This is a genomic window from Aureimonas flava (assembly GCF_003583935.1).
Classification (GTDB): domain Bacteria; phylum Pseudomonadota; class Alphaproteobacteria; order Rhizobiales; family Rhizobiaceae; genus Aureimonas; species Aureimonas flava.
Genome location: NZ_QYRN01000004.1, coordinates 133518 through 151148 on the forward strand (window position 1 = coordinate 133518; position 17631 = coordinate 151148).

The 17631-nt window shown below is 68.3% G+C and carries 13 protein-coding genes; 4 read left to right on the plus strand and 9 right to left on the minus strand.

The genetic code is table 11. From position 1 onward, the window contains the following. Window position 1: 1 nt before the first annotated feature. Window positions 2–904, minus strand: coding sequence for an ABC transporter permease subunit (locus D3218_RS08360; protein WP_119539545.1), 903 nt, complete (start codon window positions 902–904; stop codon window positions 2–4). A gap of 239 nt (window positions 905–1143) precedes the next feature. Between D3218_RS08360 and rirA the strand changes: the two genes are divergently transcribed. Then, window positions 1144–1614: an iron-responsive transcriptional regulator RirA gene (gene rirA / locus D3218_RS08365; protein ID WP_119539546.1), complete on the plus strand. Its 471-nt coding sequence runs from the start codon at window positions 1144–1146 to the stop codon at window positions 1612–1614. A gap of 7 nt (window positions 1615–1621) precedes the next feature. On the opposite strand, the gene D3218_RS08370 is transcribed toward rirA, so the two are convergent. The 8 genes from D3218_RS08370 to D3218_RS08405 all read right to left on the minus strand — a co-directional run bounded on the left by D3218_RS08370 (window position 1622) and on the right by D3218_RS08405 (window position 15236). Beyond that, complete coding sequence (locus tag D3218_RS08370) at window positions 1622–2836, minus strand: glycosyltransferase family 4 protein (RefSeq protein WP_119539547.1); 1215 nt, start codon at window positions 2834–2836, stop codon at window positions 1622–1624. A 96-nt stretch (window positions 2837–2932) separates the two neighbouring features. Next, a complete protein-coding gene (locus D3218_RS08375; protein ID WP_119539548.1) occupies window positions 2933–4318 on the minus strand; it encodes an HlyD family type I secretion periplasmic adaptor subunit in 1386 nt (461 codons plus the stop codon). Window positions 4319–4342: 24 nt separating this feature from the next. Next, window positions 4343–6121: a type I secretion system permease/ATPase gene (locus D3218_RS08380; protein ID WP_245414977.1), complete on the minus strand. Its 1779-nt coding sequence runs from the start codon at window positions 6119–6121 to the stop codon at window positions 4343–4345. Between the two features lie 658 nt (window positions 6122–6779). Next, window positions 6780–7514, minus strand: a complete 735-nt coding sequence (locus tag D3218_RS20255) for a CatB-related O-acetyltransferase (protein ID WP_136625069.1) — start codon at window positions 7512–7514, stop codon at window positions 6780–6782. After that, window positions 7501–8376, minus strand: a complete 876-nt coding sequence (locus D3218_RS08390; RefSeq protein WP_119539550.1) for an alkaline phosphatase family protein — start codon at window positions 8374–8376, stop codon at window positions 7501–7503. The genes D3218_RS20255 and D3218_RS08390 overlap by 14 nt, the downstream gene beginning before the upstream one ends. A gap of 68 nt (window positions 8377–8444) precedes the next feature. After that, window positions 8445–9917, minus strand: a complete 1473-nt coding sequence (locus D3218_RS08395) for a calcium-binding protein (protein ID WP_119539551.1) — start codon at window positions 9915–9917, stop codon at window positions 8445–8447. Window positions 9918–10363: 446 nt separating this feature from the next. Then, on the minus strand, window positions 10364–11272 hold the full coding sequence (locus D3218_RS08400) for an NAD-dependent epimerase/dehydratase family protein (protein ID WP_168990459.1): 909 nt from the start codon (window positions 11270–11272) through the stop codon (window positions 10364–10366). A gap of 28 nt (window positions 11273–11300) precedes the next feature. After that, window positions 11301–15236, minus strand: a complete 3936-nt coding sequence (locus D3218_RS08405; protein WP_119539553.1) for a rhamnan synthesis F family protein — start codon at window positions 15234–15236, stop codon at window positions 11301–11303. Window positions 15237–15465: 229 nt separating this feature from the next. Between D3218_RS08405 and D3218_RS08410 the strand changes: the two genes are divergently transcribed. The 3 genes from D3218_RS08410 to D3218_RS08420 all read left to right on the plus strand — a co-directional run bounded on the left by D3218_RS08410 (window position 15466) and on the right by D3218_RS08420 (window position 17605). Then, window positions 15466–16227 (plus strand): FadR/GntR family transcriptional regulator, encoded by a 762-nt coding sequence (locus D3218_RS08410; protein WP_245414978.1) that lies wholly within the window; start codon window positions 15466–15468, stop codon window positions 16225–16227. A 117-nt stretch (window positions 16228–16344) separates the two neighbouring features. Beyond that, window positions 16345–17376 carry a sensor histidine kinase gene (locus tag D3218_RS08415; RefSeq protein WP_119539554.1) on the plus strand — a complete coding sequence of 344 codons (1032 nt, stop codon included), beginning with the start codon at window positions 16345–16347 and terminating at the stop codon, window positions 17374–17376. Window positions 17377–17416: 40 nt separating this feature from the next. Continuing rightward, window positions 17417–17605 carry a hypothetical protein gene (locus D3218_RS08420; protein ID WP_119539555.1) on the plus strand — a complete coding sequence of 63 codons (189 nt, stop codon included), beginning with the start codon at window positions 17417–17419 and terminating at the stop codon, window positions 17603–17605. Window positions 17606–17631: the final 26 nt, after the last annotated feature.

Sequence of the window (17631 nt, forward strand, 5' to 3'; positions counted from 1 at the left end):
GTCAGACCTTCTCCACTTCGGGCCGGCCGAGCAGGCCGGAGGGCATGAAGATCAGGACGATCGCCAGGATCGAGAAGGCCGCGACGTCCTTGTACTCGACCGAGAAATAGCCGGACCAGAAGGTCTCGATCAGGCCGATGGCCAGCCCGCCGAGCATGGCGCCGGGCAGCGAGCCGATGCCGCCGAGGACGGCGGCCGTGAACGCCTTAACGCCGGCGAGGAAGCCGATGTAGAAGTCGATCACGCCGTAGTAGAGCAGGTACATCGTGCCGGCCACGGCTGCGAGCGAGGCGCCCATCACGAAGGTCAGCGAGATGGTCCGGTCGACGTTGACGCCGAGCAGCGCCGCCATCTTGGAGTCCTGCTCGCAGGCGCGCTGCTGGCGGCCGAGCGGGGTGCGGGCGATGAGGAGCGAGAAGACCGTCATCAGCACCAGCGTCACTACGATGATGGTGATCTGCATGAAGGAGATCTGCACGCCCGGCATGACGTTGACCGCCCCCTGGATCTGCGGCGGCAGCGGCTTCACGCGGGCGCCCTGCGACACCTGGACGAAGTTCTGCAGGAAGATCGACATGCCGATGGCGGTGATCAGCGGGGCGAGGCGGAACGAGCCGCGCAGCGGCCGGTAGGCGATCCGCTCTATCGACCAGCCCCAGAGGGCGGTGAAGAGCATCGCCACCACGATCATCAGCAGGAGCACGATCGGGAGGAACGTCATTCCGGCGGCGACCAGCAGCAGGAACGTGGTCAGGGCGATGAAGGAGCCGATCATGAAGACTTCGCCGTGGGCGAAATTGATCATGCCGATGATGCCGTAGACCATCGTATAGCCGATCGCGATCAATCCGTAGATCGATCCGAGCGTCACGCCGTTGATCAATTGCTGAAGGAAGTATTCCATGGAGCCTCTTCGATTCGAGCGGCCTAGGGCGGCGGACGGAGCGAATGTTTCGCACAACCCTCATGCATGGCGAATTTCTTAGCAACTCGAAAAGCTTTCGCCAACGCGGCTCCGGCGCGCCGGCGTGGATAAGCCCGGTTTTGCGGATCGAACGGCGCTCCGGCGCCACATTTCCCATGCGCTTGGAATTGTTCTAAGAAAGCACCATCTGCTCGGCAGCCCGACCGAGGGAGGAAACGATGCGGCTCACCCGCCAGACGAACTACGCCATCCGGCTTCTGATGTACTGCGCCGTCAACACCGGACGGTTGAGCCGCGTGGGCGACGTCGCGGCCGCCTACAACGTGTCGGAACTCTTCCTCTTCAAGATCCTGCAGCCGCTGGTGGAGGCCGGGTTCGTGGAGACAGTGCGTGGGCGCAACGGCGGCATCCGGCTCGCGCGCCCGGCATCCACGATCACCCTGCGGGCGGTGGTCGAGACCACCGAGGAAAGCTTCGCCATGGCCGAATGCTTCGAGACCGGCGCGGTGGATTGCCCGCTGATCGACAGTTGCGCGCTCAACGCGGCGCTGCGCAGCGCGCTCGGCGCGTTCCTGTCGACGCTCGGGAACTACACGATCGAAGGCCTCGTCTCCTCCAGCGGCGCGATCCGCAACCGGCTCGGCCTGGGGGAAACACCGCCGCCGCCGCTCGCCAGCATGGCCGGCTGACCGAAGATCAGCCGAGCATGCGCTTCATCAGGGAAAGCTGCGCCGGCAGGCAGACGCGCTTCAGGTCGTAGTCCCGTACGATGGTGCGGCGCGCCTCGCGGCGCATCTCGCGATAGGTCTCGGGGCTCCGCAGGGCGTCCACCACCGTGTCGGCGATCTCCCGGGGGTCGAAGAAGTCGACCAGCAGCCCGTTCTCGCCGTGCCGCACGACCTCCTCGACCGGGGCCGTGCGCGAGCCGATCAACAGGCACTCGCTCGCCATCGATTCGAGCATCGACCACGACAGGACGAACGGATAGGTCAAATAGACGTGCGCGTCCGAGACCTGGAGAAGCGCCTTGAAGACGTCGTACTCCACCCGGCCCACGAAGTGGACGCGGGTCTCGTCCACCGGGTTCTCCCGCAGGAAGCGCGCCTTGTAGGTCTCGCCCTCCGGCAGGCGGGCGCCGTAGGACACGCCGTCCCCGCCCACGATCACGATGCGCGCGTCCGGCTTCTTCTCGAGGATCCGGCCGACCGCGCGCATGAAGATGTGCGAGCCGCGATAGGGCTCGATGTTGCGCGCCACGTAGGTCACCACGGGGGCGGACTTGTCGTAGGTCCGCCCTTCCAGCGTCACCGACGGCGAGGCGGCCGGCCCGATCTGGTCGGTATCGACCCCGTCGTGGATCACCTTCACCTTGGGCTGGAAGACCGACGGGATGCGGCTGTGCTGCCAGCGCGTCGGCGACAGGCCGAGATCGGTCGATTCGAGGCAGGACAGGATCATCTGGTTGCGACAGCGGAGCTGGAACTTGAGTTCGGGCTGGCTCGGGAACTCGGGATCGAAACCGACATCCGCGCCCGTCGCGCTGTAGTAGAACTCGATGTAGCTGAGCAGGGGAACGTCGGGGAAGATGTCCTTGACGAACTGCGTCTCGCCCCAGCCGCTGTGGCCGACGATGATGTCGGGCCGCACGTTCTCCTTCTGCATCTGGATCAGCAGCCGCGCGACGCCCTGGCCGTGCAGGATGCCGTCCTCGGTGGTGCGCAGGTAGTTGTGGATCTTCGGGCTCGGCGCCCGGTGCGGCTTGTATTCCACCAGCCGTACCCCAGGCAGCCGGTTGTGGGTGGGCTTGGTGATGAAGAACAGGCGGTTGTGCTCCGCCAGGGCCCGGCACAGATGGAGGAACTGGCCCGGGAAGTTCTGGTGGATGAAGAGGATCGTCTTGTTCTGGATCATGATCGACGCGCAACGGGAACGGGAACGTATCCCTTCGCGCGGCGACGGTCGGGACGACGGGCGGCGGCGCGGTCGGGCCGCGCCGCCGGGGCTGCCTTACTCCTCGCGGAAGGCGCGGTCCATGGACCGGGTGATCGGCGTCAGCATGTAGTCCAGCGCGGTGCGATCGCCCGTCGGGATGATGACCTCCGCCGGCATGCCCGGATACAGGCGGATGTCGTGCGACAGATGGGCGAGGGCGTTCGGCTGAACCTCGACGTCGGCCTTGAAGTAGGCGGTGCCGTTCTCCGTGGTCAGGCGGTCGGGCGACACGCGCAGGATCCGGCCGGACACCGAGGGCGTGGTGCTCTGGTTGTAGGCCGTGAGCTTGACCATCGCGGTCATGTCCGGCTCGACCTTGGCGATGTCCTGCGGCTGGATCATCGCCTCGATGATGAGCTGCGTGTCCTCGGGCACGATGTCGAGGATGCGCTCGCCGGGGCTCAGCACGCCGCCGTCGGTGAACTGGGTCAGTCCGAGGACGGTGCCGGTGACCGGCGCGCGGACCTCGGTCAGGTCCAGCGTGGCGCGGGCGGACTGGAGCCGGGGCACGATGTTGGCCATGTCGGACTGGACGGTGCTCAGCCCCTCGTTGGCTTCGGTCAGACGGTCCTGCTTCAGGCGGTTCATCTGCATCTGGGCTTCGCCCTGCGTCTCGCGCGCCTCGGCGATCTGCGAGCGCAGCGAGCCGGTCTTGCCGCCGAGGTCCACCGAGGCGCGCTCCAGCGCCAGGACCTGGGTCTTGGGCGCGAGGCCCTTGGCGAGCAGGGCGGCGACGCCCTTCTTCTCCTCCTCGATCAGCTCCTGCTGGCGGTCGATCGAGGCGATCTGGACCTCGTAGCCGCTGATGCGGGTGTCGAGCTGCTGGCGGCGCTGCTGCAGGATCTCGACCTGCGTCTCCAGGCCCAGCTTGCGGGTCTGGAAGAGGGTGGTCTGGTCGGCGATGAGCTGGGCCACCGCCGGATCGTCGCGGCGCTCCAGGAGCTCGGGCGGGAAGGTGATCTGATCCTCGCCCTTGCTTTCCGCCGTGAAGCGGGCGCGGCGGGCCAGAAGGTTCATGAGCTGGTTGTCGTAGACCTCGTAGGCCGAGCGCGCCTGCACGTCGTCCATGCGCAGGAGGATGTCCCCGGCCTGAACGTGCTGGCCGTCGCGCACCTGGACCGAGCGCACGATGCCGCCGTCGCGGTTCTTCACGACCTTGCGGCTGTCCTCGACCTTGACCACGCCGCCGGCCAGCACAGCGCCGCTGAGCGGGGCGAAGGCCGCCCAGGTGCCGATGCCGACGATGAACACGCCGACGATCGCCGAGCCGATGATGATCGGCCGGCGCAGGCCGAAGTCGAAGCCGCCGTCCTCGCCGCCCGATTTCGGGCCGGGCGTCGGCGCGCCGGGCAGGGCGGGCTGCTGGTCCTCGGGCTTCTTCCTGAAGGCGATCACCGACATGTTGTCACTCTCTTCTCTTCAGGATCAGGACGAGGCCGGAATGGCCTTGGGCTCGGGCGCGCCGGCCAAGGCCTGCTGCGGCTGGGCCTGCGGCTGAGCGGGCTTCTGCGCGGCCGGGGCGGGGGCCACGACGCGGGCCAGAACCTCGTCGCGCGGGCCGAAGCGTTCCACCATGCCGTCGCGCAGGAGCAGGATCTTGTTGGAATAGTTCAACGCCGACATGCGGTGCGAGATGACCACCACCGTCGAGCCGATGCGGCGCAGGGCGACGATGGCGGCGAGCAGCGCCTGTTCGCCGTCCGAATCCAGCGAGGCGTTGGGCTCGTCCAGGACCACGAAGCTCGGGTTCCCATAGACCGCGCGGGCGAGCGCGACGCGCTGGCGCTGGCCGACCGACAGCATGGCGCCGCCCTCGCCGAGCTCGGTGTCGTAGCCGTCGGGCAGGCGCAGGATGAGGTCGTGGCAGCCGGCCATCTTGGCCGCGGCCAGCACGGCCGCGTCGTCGGGCTGGGGCGCGAAGCGGGCGACGTTCTCGCGCACGGTGCCCGAGAACAGCTCGACGTCCTGCGGAAGGTAGCCGATGTGCTGTCCGATATGGTCGCGGCCCCAGGAGTGCATCTCGGCGCCGTCGAGGCGCACCGAGCCCGAGGTCGGGCGCTGGACGCCGATCAGAAGGCGGGCGAGCGAGCTCTTGCCGGCGCCGCTCGGGCCGATCAGGCCGAGGCAGTCGCCGGGCTCCAGCGCGAAGTTGAGGTTCTTGAGCAGCGCCTTGTTGGTGCCGGGGAAGGCGTAGAAGCAGCCCTCCACCGCCAGCTTGCCGGAGGGGCGCGGCAGCTCCATGCCGCGCTCGGCGGCCGGAAACTCGATCAGGAGCGCGTTGAGGCGCTCGAAGCTCTGGCGGGTGGCGACGATCGTGCTCCAGGAGGCGACGGCGCGCTGCACCGGGGCCAGGGCCTTGGACACGAGCATCACGGCGGCGAACATGATGCCGGGGCCGGCCATGCCCTCGATCACCAGGAGCGCGCCGCCGGCCAGCATCGACATCTGGAGGAAGTTGTTCAGGAAGCGGATCGCCGCCTGGACCGAGCCGCCGCGCTCGGACGCCTCCTCCTGCGAGCCGAGCATGGCGAGCCGGTCGCGGTTCCAGCGGTTGGTCAGGCCGGGCAGCATGCCCATGGCGTAGATGACCTCGGCGTTGCGCAGGCCCGAATCGGTCGCGGCGTAGGACCGCTGCCCGGCGACGTTGGCCTCCTTGAGCGCCGGCTTGGTCACGTATTCGTTGAGCAGCGCCAGCGCGAACAGCATCAGCGCGCCGACCGTCGCGGCGAGGCCCAGGCGCCAGTCGATCGCGGTGATGACGATCAGGAAGATCGGCGCCCAGGGCGCGTCGAGGATGGTGTTGGTGACGTTGCCGGCGAGGCCCTGGCGGAAGGTGTCGAGGTCGCGCAGCGCGGAGGCTCGGGCCGGGCGACCGGCGCGCAGGCCGGCGTTGACCACGGCGTCGAGCAGGCGCGGCGCCATCTTGCGGTCGAGCATCGTGCCGATGCGGATGAGGATACGGCCGCGCAGTTCCTCCAGCGCGATCATCACCATGAAGGCCATGACCACGGCGATCGACAGGTAGAGGAGCGTGGCCTCGGAATGCGAGGTGATGACGCGGCTGTAGACCTGCGTCATGTACAGCGGCATCGCCAGGAAGAGCAGGTTCGATCCGAAGGAGAACAGCGCGGCGAAGGCCATGGGCTTGGCGCCCGCGCGGATCGCATCGCGCAACTCGGGCGCGAGATTGACTTTGGTCTGCATGGATCGCCTTTGCGGACGGACGGAAGCGGCACGACGAACGCCCGCACGCGTGGACCGCTCCCATCAGCCAAACACGGCATCATGAGGGCAATTCCGACCGCGGCGAGGCGCCGTGGCCGGACCATACAGAGAAACGACGGGTTTTTCCACGCCTGCCCGCGCGCCGGTTGCAACGCGGCCACGCGAAAACACCCGCATCGCGTGTGCGACCGGGCTGCCCAAGGTCTTCGTGGACGCCCTTCGGTTGCGAACGGGCGACGGGCCGCCGGAGGCGAACCTCCGTTGGTAGAAAACAAAGTGGTCCGCCTCCGGCGACCCGCGCGGTGCTTTCGGTTCGGCAGGGGGTGCGAGGCCCCGCCATGGAGCTTCTCCGGTTGCCGCGCGCCTCGGCCCTTGCGGCGCATCCCCTCTGACGGGCGCGCGGTCGGGGCTGTCTCGGGTCTGCGGCTTTCCGAGCGCCTCTCGTATTGGAGGCAGAACCGGACTTGCCAGAACCGTCCGGGCCAGCGCCCCCTCCGGCAGGGGGCGTGTCGCGGACACCGCCCGCCAGCCCTTCCGAACGATCCCGGTGATCATTCGCGCCTGTTCGAGAATGGGCCGGCGATGGAACGAGAGTAGGGGCGGCAGACTGCGAGGGGAATGGATCGGGAGTAAGAGGCTACACGGAATCCGCATGCGAGGCGGGGCGTGGAATGTCGAAAGCGAACCCGGCAGCGCCACGACGCGAGATGCGGCGCCGTGGAGAGTCGATCTGGCGGACCGTTTGTCGATCGAAAGCCTCCACAATTTCTCCGATCGCGCGGAGCGGATCGCGCCACGAAACCGAGACATCGCAGTTCACGAGATCAAAGCGCCACCACGCGAACTCTAGGAGGGTATCGACCACCTCTTCGGAAAAGCGGGTGCGGATGGTGCGCGCCGGTACGCCGCCGACGATGGCGTATGGCGGAACATCGCGGGTGACGACGCTCCCAGCACCGACGATCGCTCCGTCGCCGATGGTGACGCCACCCATCACGGTCACCCCCGCTCCGATCCAAACATCGTTGCCGATCCGGACGGGCGTCAGTTCGTCATGCGTTTCGCGCGGCGCACGGCCGGTGTCGAACACGTCCTTGTAGGGGATGGGGCTCGTGGTCAGCCAATCGCCCGGATGCTTCGTCGGTCCGACGGACACATTATCGCCGATCGAACAGTATCGACCAATGACGGCGTGGTTGATCGCGCATTTCGGCGCGAGGTAGCTGAACGCGCCGATTTCGGTGCCACGCAGGTTCGCCGCGCCGAAGATCCGCACAACCGGTTCGTAGAGGAGGGCATCGGCGATCATCGGCGCGGCGTTGCAGATGATGCCCCGACTCGCGAACCAAACTGGGATGTCAGGCGTGCTCACCGCGGCGAAATCCTCCAAGCAGCCGGCGAAGGAGCCCCTCCGGGACGGACGACTTGCGGCGCGCGACCGGCTTCCCCTGGTGGCGTATGAGAAGGGGAACCGTGGTTGTCATCGGATGCGCGATTCCATGCTCCCAGAGCCCATCCTCTCCCCAACAGTCGCCGTGATCGCCGCAGATCAGAATGGTCCCGCGCAAATGACGGTGAAGCAGCGGGGCGATCATCCGATCCACGTACTCCAAGCATGCGCGCTGACGCGCGCGGCAGTCGGCCGAACGATCCACAGTCTGGAACGGGAGACAGGGGTTGTCATCGGCACGCCAAGAGGCGCCTTCATGCCAGTACGGCACATGTGTTTCGCCGACGTTGAGGAAGGTGAAGGTCGGCAGGCCCTCATGCTCCGCTGACGATAGCTCGCTATCGATAAACGCGAGTTGCTCGCGAAGATGATAGGGACCGGGGAAAGCGAACCGGTCGAAGTTCTTGATGAGATGGCGACCGGTTTCCGTGGCTGGATCGAACCAGCCCATCGCTGCGGCTCCGATGGTTCGGTAGCCGAGCCGACGAAAGCCTTCCATGATATCGTCGCCCTGCAGCGTGTAGCCTTCCGTCCCCTTGCCGGCGAAGCCAGGACCGGTGAGCTTGAAGAGCTTGCCGAACTTCGGGTCCAGAAGCGGCTCAGCCGCGCCAGGGATGCCCGGGGTGAAACCCACGAACATGGCGGAATGCGACCCGTAGGTGAAATAGCTTGGCGATCGGGCCTTATGGAACGGCGCAACGGCTTTGATGTTCGACGCCTCAGCCGCGACGAACGTGTCGTAGCGGCACGAATCCAGCGTGATGAAAAGTACCCGATCGGACACGTCGCGCTTCCCGTTCGCAGAAATGAAAAGGGCGGCCGAAGCCGCCCTTTCCAGTCAATCCGTTTCGATCAGACGAGATCGGAGACGGTCAGCGTGCCGGTGTAGCCGTTCAGGATGATGACCTGATCGGCACCCGCCGTCGTATCGGTGTCGGCGAACACCACGGTGCTGCCGGCCAGATCACCCGACGTGATGCGGTAAGCCACGACCGTGCCGTCCTGCGCATTCGCGAGGGTAGCGAGATCGTTGATGGTGTCGATGTCGGTGCCAGCATCGGTGATGACGGTGCTGAGCGAGGTAAACGTCGCCGCGAGATCGATCTTGTCCGAACCCTGAGCGAAGTCCATCACACTTCCGGTCACCGTGTCACCGGAGGTGTAGGTAGCGGCGACAACGGTGTCGTTGCCTTCGCCCGTGTAGATGATGTCAGCCGCAGCGTTGCCCGCCGAGATGCTGTCATTGCCCTGGCCACCGTAGATGGTGTCAGCGCCCGCGCCACCGACGATCGTGTCGTTGCCGAGGTTGCCGAAGAGCAGGTTGGCACCATCGCCGCCGTTGATCAAATCGTCGTCCTGGCCACCGTAGATGGTGTCATCACCTGCGCCACCGACGATCGTGTCGTTGCCGATGTTGCCGAACAGCAGATTGTCGCCAGCACCGCCGTCGATCGAGTCCGCGTCCTGGCCACCGTAGATGGTGTCATCACCTGCGCCACCGACGATCGTGTCGTTGCCGATGTTGCCGAACAGCAGATTGTCGCCAGCACCGCCGTCGATCGAGTCCGCGTCCTGGCCACCGTAAATGGTGTCCGCACCGGTGCCACCGATGATGGTGTCGCTGCCCATGTTGCCGAACAGCAGATTGTCGCCGTCGCCGCCGACGATCGAGTCGTTGTCCATGCCACCGTAGATGGTGTCATTGCCGGCGCCGCCGAGGATCGTGTCCGCTCCAGCGTTACCGATGAGCAGATCGGCGCCGTCGCTGCCGGTGATGCTGTCGGCACCGTCCAGGGTGTCGTCGGTACCGTTGCCGCCGTAAACCGTCACGCCATCGGCAGTGGTGGTCGCGGTGATCGTGTCAGCGCCGATGCCGCCGTAAACGGTGGAGTCGGTGCTGAAGCCGCTGACGACGTCGTCGCCCTGGCCGCCGTAGAGCATCAGGTTCTCGCGACCACCGCCAAGGATGGTGTCGTTGTTCTGGTTGCCCGAAAGCATGGCGAAGTCGGTCGTGGCGGTGAGCGTGTCTTCGCCGAGGCCACCGAAGCCCAAGTTGCCGCTCAGAGCGTTGTCAGCGTCGGTGCCGACGACGAAATCGATGTTGGAATTATTGACGGCGAAGTTACCGTCCGTGATCTGGCTGACATTCGAGCCCGAGAGCGTCAGAACCGTGCCGGAAGCAAGCGACAGAGTGACGGTGCTGCCGCTCTTGGTGAACGAAGCCACTTCGTCGAGGTCGAAGCCCTCTACGACGACGGTGTCCTCGGTGACGTCGAAATCGGAAACGGTGACGTTTTCCGAGCCGTTAAAAACGAAAGTAGCCATGTGTTCTCCTAGGAGTCCCCAGTGAAAGGCAGGGCGCGGGCGTGCACACCGCGCACCCTCCCTGTAGTCGCCCCCCCGCCACGCCCAAAGCGGCGGGAATGCTGGGGCAAGCTATGCACGGCCAGAATTGGACAGGCAAGGTGGATAATCAACCAATCGGTGGCCGCCGAAAAGGGTGATGCGCGATGGCAACAGGGGCTAAGTCATTGCAAAGTAAAGAGAGATTTTTCCCTACGCACCACCGAAACCTCATCTTCTCTGAACAATGGAAAAATTGATTGAGAAAACAAACGCTTAAAGGCTGCCTTCATCGTTCGAAGCGGGTTGCGTGCCCTGAATCCAACAGGTGCGTCGCAGCATCGCTACCGCAACTTTTGCGGTGGCCGGGAGCCGTCGGCAGCCTGTCGCGGAATCGGCGAGGCTGGATTCAGGCTGATCGGGACGCCTTACCCCCGCAGCGTGCGCCGCAGACCTTCCAGGAAGGAAGTGCGGGGCGACCAGCCGAGGAGGTCGCGCGCGAGGGTGATGTCGAGGACGTTGGCGTCCACGTCCGAATCGCGCCGGCCTCCGTCCTCGCGCGCGAAGCGCTGACCGAGGACCGCCTCCACCGCCTCGATCACGTCCATGATCCGGCGCCCTTCGCCCGAGCCGACGTTGATCGTGCGCATGGCGGCGGCGGGCGAGGCGATGCTGGCGGCGACGGCATCGGTGAGATCGTCGATGTAGAGGAAGTCGCGGATCGCCTCGCCGCCGTTGATGATGCGCACGGGGAGCCCCTGCGCATGGCGCTGGAGAAGCGCTGGGATCAGGCCCTGGCCCTTGCGGAAGGTCTGGCCCGGCCCGAACGGGTTGGCGACGCGCAGGACCACGTAGGGCAGCCCGTGCAGCCGGCCGTACATGTCGACATACTGCTCCACCACCAGCTTGGTCATGCCGTGCGAGGACAGCGGCCGGGCCGGGTGCGTCTCGGGGATCGGCAGGGTCTGCGGCTGGCCGTAGACCGTGCCCCCGGAGGAGAGGAAGACGTAGCGCTCGACCTTGGCGGCGACGCACGCCTCCAGGAAGGACACCTGCGGCAGGACGTTGTCGCGGATGTCGCTGACCGCATAGCGGTTCTGGAGGCCGGGCGAGGAGGTGGACACGAGCTGCACCACCACGCGCAGGTCCGCCAGCGCGGACGCCATCGCGATGTCGTCGGCAAGGTCGGCCTGCACCACCTCGACCTCCGGCGGCAGGGTGGCCGCGAAGACGGGGTCGAAATGGCGCGAGACGGCACGCACCCGCTCCGGCCCCGCGGCGAGGCGCGCGACGAGATGGCGGCCGATGAAGCCGTTGGCGCCGAAGATGCCGATCATCGTTAAGATTCCCATCGACGGCCGAGCCTCAGCGCACGGAGCCGGGCACGAGCGTCGTCGCGACCGTGTAGCCGGCGGCCTCGGCGGAGAAGGGCAGGAGACGCTCCAGCGCGTGGAGCAGCGTGCCGTCCTTGGGCAGCGGCTCGGGCGGATAGTCCTCCGTCGCCAGACCAAGGGCGAAGAGCGGCTCGAGCGCCGCCGGGCGCGCCCAGAACATGGTGCCGTTGGGAAAGTCGAACGCATGGGGCAGGGGCGACGCGACCCCCATGCGCGCGGCGAGGCCCGACGCCACCTCGCGTCCGCCGTCCCAGCCGACGAGATTGGGATCCTCGGGGAACACGAGGCCGAGCGCGGGATCGGCATCGAAGGCGGCGGCGATGCGATCGGCCATCGGAAAGGCGTCGCCCAGGAGATGCTCCCAAAGGAACGTGCGCCACCGCTCGCCATAGGTGGGATCGACGCCCACCGTGTGCAGGCTGCGCTTGCCGTGAAGATGGCCGACGAGGTCGTAGCCGCGCAGGGTGCCGGGGCCGAGCGCGGTGAGGAAGGGCGCGATGTCGCGGCCCCGGTTGGGCACCTGCAGGAGCTCGACGCGCCCCTTCGCATAGCCGCGGCTCGCGCCACGCAGCGCCGTGAGCGCCTCGGCCGTGTCGGTGGTGAGGAAGAGGTCGCAGGCGAGCGCGTTGGCCGACAGGCGCCCGAGGAACTCCGGCAGCAGCTCGGGATAGTGGAAGTGACCGTGCAGCGCGACGCGCATCGCGGCCGGCGGCGCGGCGGGCGTGGGGGCGTCGGCCCGGATCACCGGATGGCGCCATGGGCCTGCCGGGCGGCCGAGCGCGGCGTATTCGGCCAAAGGGTCGCGCGCGAGACCGGGGTGCTCCGCCTCGAAGCGCAGGGGATTGAATCCCGGCACGGGCCGGCGGGGATAGGCGTAGGCCTCCGGCATCCGGCCGCGGCCCCGCCTGGCGGAGGCGGCGACGTAATGGCCCAGCGCGGCCTTGCGGTCGAGCCCGGGCAGCACCTCGCCGACGTAGAAGTCCGGCTCGAAGAGATCGGGCTCGGCGGCGATGGCGTCGCGGTCGACCCCGGCCTGCGTCGCGGCGGCGATCACCTCCTCGCCGAGCGCGGCGAGGCGTCCGACATAGACGTCCATGTCGAAGGTGCGCCGGGCGATCGCCGACAGGTCGGCCGCGACGGCATCGTAATGGGCGCGGTCGGTGGCGAGCCGGGCGAGCTCGGCGCCGGCCATGTGGGCGTCGAGATGGGGCGCGACCAGATCGCGCGCGGCCTCGCCCTCGGCCAGGATGTCGGACATGCCCGTCGCGCCGTCGAAGCACACGACGGGCACGCCGCGCAGCGCCGCGTCGATCGACACGTTGGGCAGCGGATCGAGGCGCGAGGGCAGGAGAAGGGCGTCCATCCGCTCGTAGACGGGCTCGAGATCGGCGACGTTGTCGATGATGTCGAGGCAGTCGTCGAGGCCGGAAAGCTCGATCTGCGCGTGTACATAAACGGAGAAGTGCAGGTCTTCGCTCGGCTTGTAGCCATGGCCGATCCAGAGGAAGCGGAACTTGCGTTCCGGCGCGCAGCGGCGGGCGGCCAGCGCCGCGGCGACGAAGAGGTCGACGCCCTTGCGATGCTGCACCGTGCCCATGCCGAGCACCAGGAACGCGTCCTCGAAGCCAGGCGGGCGCAGGATGCTCGGGAGCTTCGGGTCGTTCACCGCCCCTTTGGTGCGAACGCCCGAGACGACGGGAACGAGCGAAGGCCCTTGCGGAACGATGTCGCAGACGCGCTTGCGCACCGCCTCGTATTCCAGCCGCGACACCTCGTGCACGACACGCGCGGGAAACACGAGGCGCGAGGCCGTCTCGTACAGGGCGTGCAGAAGGCCGGGCGGCCGGTAGTAGGTGGAGAACTCGTGCACCAGCGCGATCGTCGGCACGCCCGCGCGCTCGAGCGCCACCGCATAGTCGCGGGTCTCGACGCTGTTGGCGATGGCGAAGTCGATGCGGTAGCGGCGGGTGATCTCGTGGATCACCGCCTCCGCCTCCAGAGGATCGAAGCAGGCGGGGCGGCCAACGGGGCCGAGCGCCACGTCGGCGGCCTCGGCGAAGGTGGTCTCGAACTCGCCGCCGGCCATAATTAGCGTGACGACGTTGTGGGTCCGGTGGAAGCGCTCGGCGATGTTCCAGGCGAGGATCGGCGCGCCGGTGCGGGAGGCCTCGTGGGCGATCACCAGGACGGTGCGCCGCGCGGGATCGAACCGAGCTTCGGGATAGGTCATCGCCTGGGCCGCCGAGGTGCCGGCCCGGCCCTCCGCCGCGCCGTGCAGCACGAAATGCACCAGGAGATTGGGCACCGCGTCCGCCAGGTCCGGGTAGCGCCGGGCGTAGAAGACGGGATCGAAGCGAGGCGAGGGGCGATGGCGCGCCGCTTCGCCGTCGATCACGTAGTGTAGCGCCGCGTCGATGCCCGAGAGGCGCAGCCCCGTCTCGCCGGCATAGAAGGCCGGGTCGAAGAAGGGGCTGCGCAGGATCGTCTCGGCCTGGCGCATCTCCTGCTCCGAATGGCGCTGGACGACGTCTTCGGTTTCGCGGCCTTCGGAGACGATCACGCGCTGGGCGACGGGGGGCAGCGCCACGCTGCGGGGACGGACCATGCCCCGCGCAAGGCGCGCGGCAGGCCGCAGGCCGGCGCGAAGACGCTTGCGCGTCGCAGGGGACATGCGCTCCGCCAACCGCCGCAACGGCGCACCGGCGCGCCAACTGAACGATCCCAGCACCTGCTGCAGACTGTGATGGAGCCGATCCCGGTCGTCGCGCAGCTCGTCGCTGAGCCCCCTCAACGCGTCCCGCTCGCTCGTGAGATTGCCGGATTGGACCTCCCAGCGCTCGGATTCGTGGCGCCAGCGCTCGGTCTGGTTGCGCTCGCTCGCAAGCTCGGCCTCGGCCTCGGCTGCCTGGGTGCGCACCACATGGTCCATGTGGGCGGCGTGCTGCTCCAGGGCATCGATCCGGTCGTAGCGCTGCTCCAGCAGGCGATTGGCGCCGTGGACATAACCCCGAAAGACGTTCTCAGCGCCGGCGAGCGCCGCCGACACCGCATCGAGCCGCGCCATGGCGTCGGGGTCGTCCGCGCGGTCGATCAACGCGGCGAGGGCGTTCCAGGTCTCATCCACCAGGGCTTCCAGCGTGCCGGGCGCAGCCGCCGGACGCGGCTGCGCCGCATGGTGCCGCAGGTCGCTGGACAGGAAGTCCTCGACGGCGGGCGCCGCGTCCTCGAACGTGCGCGGCCAGCTCAGGTCGAGATCGGCGGCGATGCGCGTGGCGACGGCACGCCAGTCGCCCATCACGGCGTCGAACATCAGGAACGAGCGGGGACGCCCGCGCGAATCGCGCTCGGCCGCCAGCACGTGCGACAGCCAGAGAAGAAGCCCCTGTTCCAGCGGGAACTCGTTGCGCTTGTGCAGCGACTGCGCGACCTCGAACGGATCGCGCAACGGGTGGAGCGTGGCGACGGTGCGGCCGGCGCCCTCCAGAGCGGGGATCCACACGGGCAGGAGACGGCAGATCCTCGGATCCTTGACAAGCACCTGCGGCGCGTCGCCGAGCTCGTGCAAAGCCAGGCGGCGGAGGCGATCCACCGCATCACCGACAACGGCTGTGCGAAAGGTGTCGTCGGGGATGCGCACCGCGTCGTCGTAGGCGAAGCCGATCTCACCCAGAAGCCGGTCGTCGAACTGGACGAAGCGGCGATTCTCGAAGAAGCCCTTCGGGTTGTCGAAGGCCGGCGGGATCAGGTCGCCCGGCACGTCGATGCCGAGATGGTTCATCAGGCCCGCCAGTGCCGACGTGCCGCTGCGGTGCATGCCGACGATCAGGATGGCACGCCCGCGAGGAGCGGCGGTCGGTGCCTCGCTCGGAGCGGTGCCGATGGCATGGTCCTGTGCGGCTGACGTCATTTCAATCCCTGGTCGCGGCCGGGAACGCTCCTCCGGCCTTGTTTCTTTGACCCTACAGGCCGGGGATGGCAACCGCTTTCCCCCCCCAGAGGCGGACACGGGGCCCGGGGAAGCGAAGTTCTGTTCCTCGCCGTGTCGCCGAGACGCCGCCCGCCGTCACCCACTCCGATATGTATGCTATGGATTGACGAGGAGCGAAGATTCGGCTCCGCCAGGGAGCTGAATTCGGTTGTCGTCGAGCGAGATCAACTCTGTGGACATGGGCATCCGGCGCGGGCGTTCGCAGCGGTTGCACGGGTCCATCGCGCAGGAGATCGGCACGGCGATCCTCACGGGGGCCTATGCGCCGGGCGATCTTCTGGCCAACGAGGTGGATTTCAGCGAGCGGCTGAGCGTTTCGCGGACGGCCTATCGCGAGGCGGTGCGCATCCTGGCCGCCAAGGGGCTGGTGAGCAGTCGGCCGAAGGCCGGGACCCGCGTCAATGCCCGCAGCAGCTGGAACTTCCTCGATCCGGACATCCTGCGCTGGATCTTCGAGAACGGACCGCCGTCGCCGGCCTTCGTGCGCGAGCTGTTCGAGCTGCGCCAGATCGTCGAGCCCGCCGCGGCGGCGCTCGCGGCGGCGCGCCACACGAAGGCGGAGCTGGCCGAGATGCGCACGGCGCTGGAGCTCATGGGACGGCACGGGCTCGGCGTCGAGGAGGGGCGCAACGCCGACCGCGTGTTCCACGAGACCATCCTGCGGGCGACGCGCAACGAGGCGCTGGGAACGCTGGCGAGCGGCATCGCCGCCGCCGTGCGCTGGACCACGCTGTTCAAGGCACGCGACGGGCGCATGCCGCGCGACCCGGTGCCCGAGCACGCCAAGGTGCTCGACGCCATCGGGGCCGGCGATGCGGAGGGCGCGCGACGGGCGATGGAGACGCTCGTCGGTCTCGCCTTCCAGGACATCCGCTCGGTGGACCCGCGGCTGATCGACGAGAGCGTCTGACGGCAGGGCGCCGGAACCGGCGCGACGCTGCGTGGTCCGCCACGCAAGACGGTCTGGCGCGGGGCGCACGCAAACGGTAGAGGGCCGGTTCGGCGGCGCGGGGAGACACGGCGGACCATGATGTTCGAGACGGCAAAGCGGGTGCGCAGCTCGCCCGCCGCGAGCTGGGGGCTGGGCACGGTCGCCTTCGCGGCGGCGCTCGGCATCCGCTTCGCGTTCGACCACGCGCTGCCGGCGGGCTTTCCCTACCTGACCTTCTTTCCGGCGGTGATCCTGACGGCGTTCTTCGCCGGCCTCGCGCCGGGCCTTGCCTGCGCGCTCGCGAGCGGGCTGGCCGCCTGGTACTGGTTCATCCCCCCGTCCGAGACCTTCTCGGTCAGCACGCCGGTGGTCATCGCGCTCGCCTTCTACGCCTTCGTCGTCGGAGTGGACATCGCGCTGATCCAGGCGATGCACCGAGTGGTGGACCGGCTGGAAGCCGAACGGGCGACCAACGTGGCGCTCCTGGCGCAGCAGAAGGCGCACCTGGAGGAAAGCCAGCTCCAGCAGCGGCAGCAGCGGGTGCTTCAGCGCGAGCTGTCGCATCGGATGAAGAACACGCTGGCGATGGTCCAGGCTGTGGTCTCGCAGAGCCTGCGCAACGCGACCGACCCGAGGGAGGCGGCCGCCATGGCCGCGGCCCGGATCCAGGCCCTGGCGCGTGCGCAGGATACGCTGACGGCGACGGACTGGTCCGCCTCCGACGTCGGGACCATCGTCGCGGCGTCCGTGGAGCCGCATGCCGACGGCCCGCACCGGTTCACCGCCGAGGGGCCGAAGGTCGACCTCGAGGCGCGCCACGCGCTGGGGCTCGCGCTGGCGATCCACGAGCTGGCGACCAACGCGACCAAGTACGGCGCGCTGACCGCGGCGGACGGCTCGGTCGCGCTGCGCTGGGCCGTGGACGAGGCCGGGCGCTTCTCGTTCACCTGGACCGAGCGCGACGGTCCGCCGGTCCGCGAGCCGGAGAGGCGCGGCTTCGGATCCCGGCTCACCGAACGGGTCGTGCCGGGCTATTTCTCGGGGCAGGCGACGATCGAGTTCGCCGCCACCGGCCTCGTGTACCGCCTCGAGGGCTCGTTGGCCTCCGATCGCGGCGAGCCGTCGTGAGGGCGGGGCGCGGGATCGATCGGCAGGGAGCGGGACGGGCATGAGCGGCGACGAGAAGCGGCCGGGGACGGACGAGACCCTGCGGGAGAAGACCGAGCGGCTGAAGGCCGCCCGGCTCCAGGCGGAGCGCGACCGCGAAGCGCGGATCGAGCGGGCGACGCGCAAGTCGGCCGCGCGACGCAAGGCGCTCGCCGGCCCCGGCCCCGGCGGCGGCACGCCGGGGCGCTGAGCCGGAGCCCGGCGGCGCGGGCGCTC

Excerpts from the sequence above, each read along its gene's own strand:
- D3218_RS08360 (WP_119539545.1), bottom strand. The coding sequence starts at position 904 with ATGGAATACTTCCTTCAGCAATTGATCAACGGCGTGACGCTCGGATCG.
- rirA (WP_119539546.1), top strand. The coding sequence starts at position 1,144 with ATGCGGCTCACCCGCCAGACGAACTACGCCATCCGGCTTCTGATGTAC.
- D3218_RS08370 (WP_119539547.1), bottom strand. The coding sequence starts at position 2,836 with ATGATCCAGAACAAGACGATCCTCTTCATCCACCAGAACTTCCCGGGC.
- D3218_RS08375 (WP_119539548.1), bottom strand. The coding sequence starts at position 4,318 with ATGTCGGTGATCGCCTTCAGGAAGAAGCCCGAGGACCAGCAGCCCGCC.
- D3218_RS08380 (WP_245414977.1), bottom strand. The coding sequence starts at position 6,121 with ATGCAGACCAAAGTCAATCTCGCGCCCGAGTTGCGCGATGCGATCCGC.
- D3218_RS08395 (WP_119539551.1), bottom strand. The coding sequence starts at position 9,917 with ATGGCTACTTTCGTTTTTAACGGCTCGGAAAACGTCACCGTTTCCGAT.
- D3218_RS08400 (WP_168990459.1), bottom strand. The coding sequence starts at position 11,272 with ATGATCGGCATCTTCGGCGCCAACGGCTTCATCGGCCGCCATCTCGTC.
- D3218_RS08405 (WP_119539553.1), bottom strand. The coding sequence starts at position 15,236 with ATGACGTCAGCCGCACAGGACCATGCCATCGGCACCGCTCCGAGCGAG.
- D3218_RS08415 (WP_119539554.1), top strand. The coding sequence starts at position 16,345 with ATGATGTTCGAGACGGCAAAGCGGGTGCGCAGCTCGCCCGCCGCGAGC.
- D3218_RS08420 (WP_119539555.1), top strand. The coding sequence starts at position 17,417 with ATGAGCGGCGACGAGAAGCGGCCGGGGACGGACGAGACCCTGCGGGAG.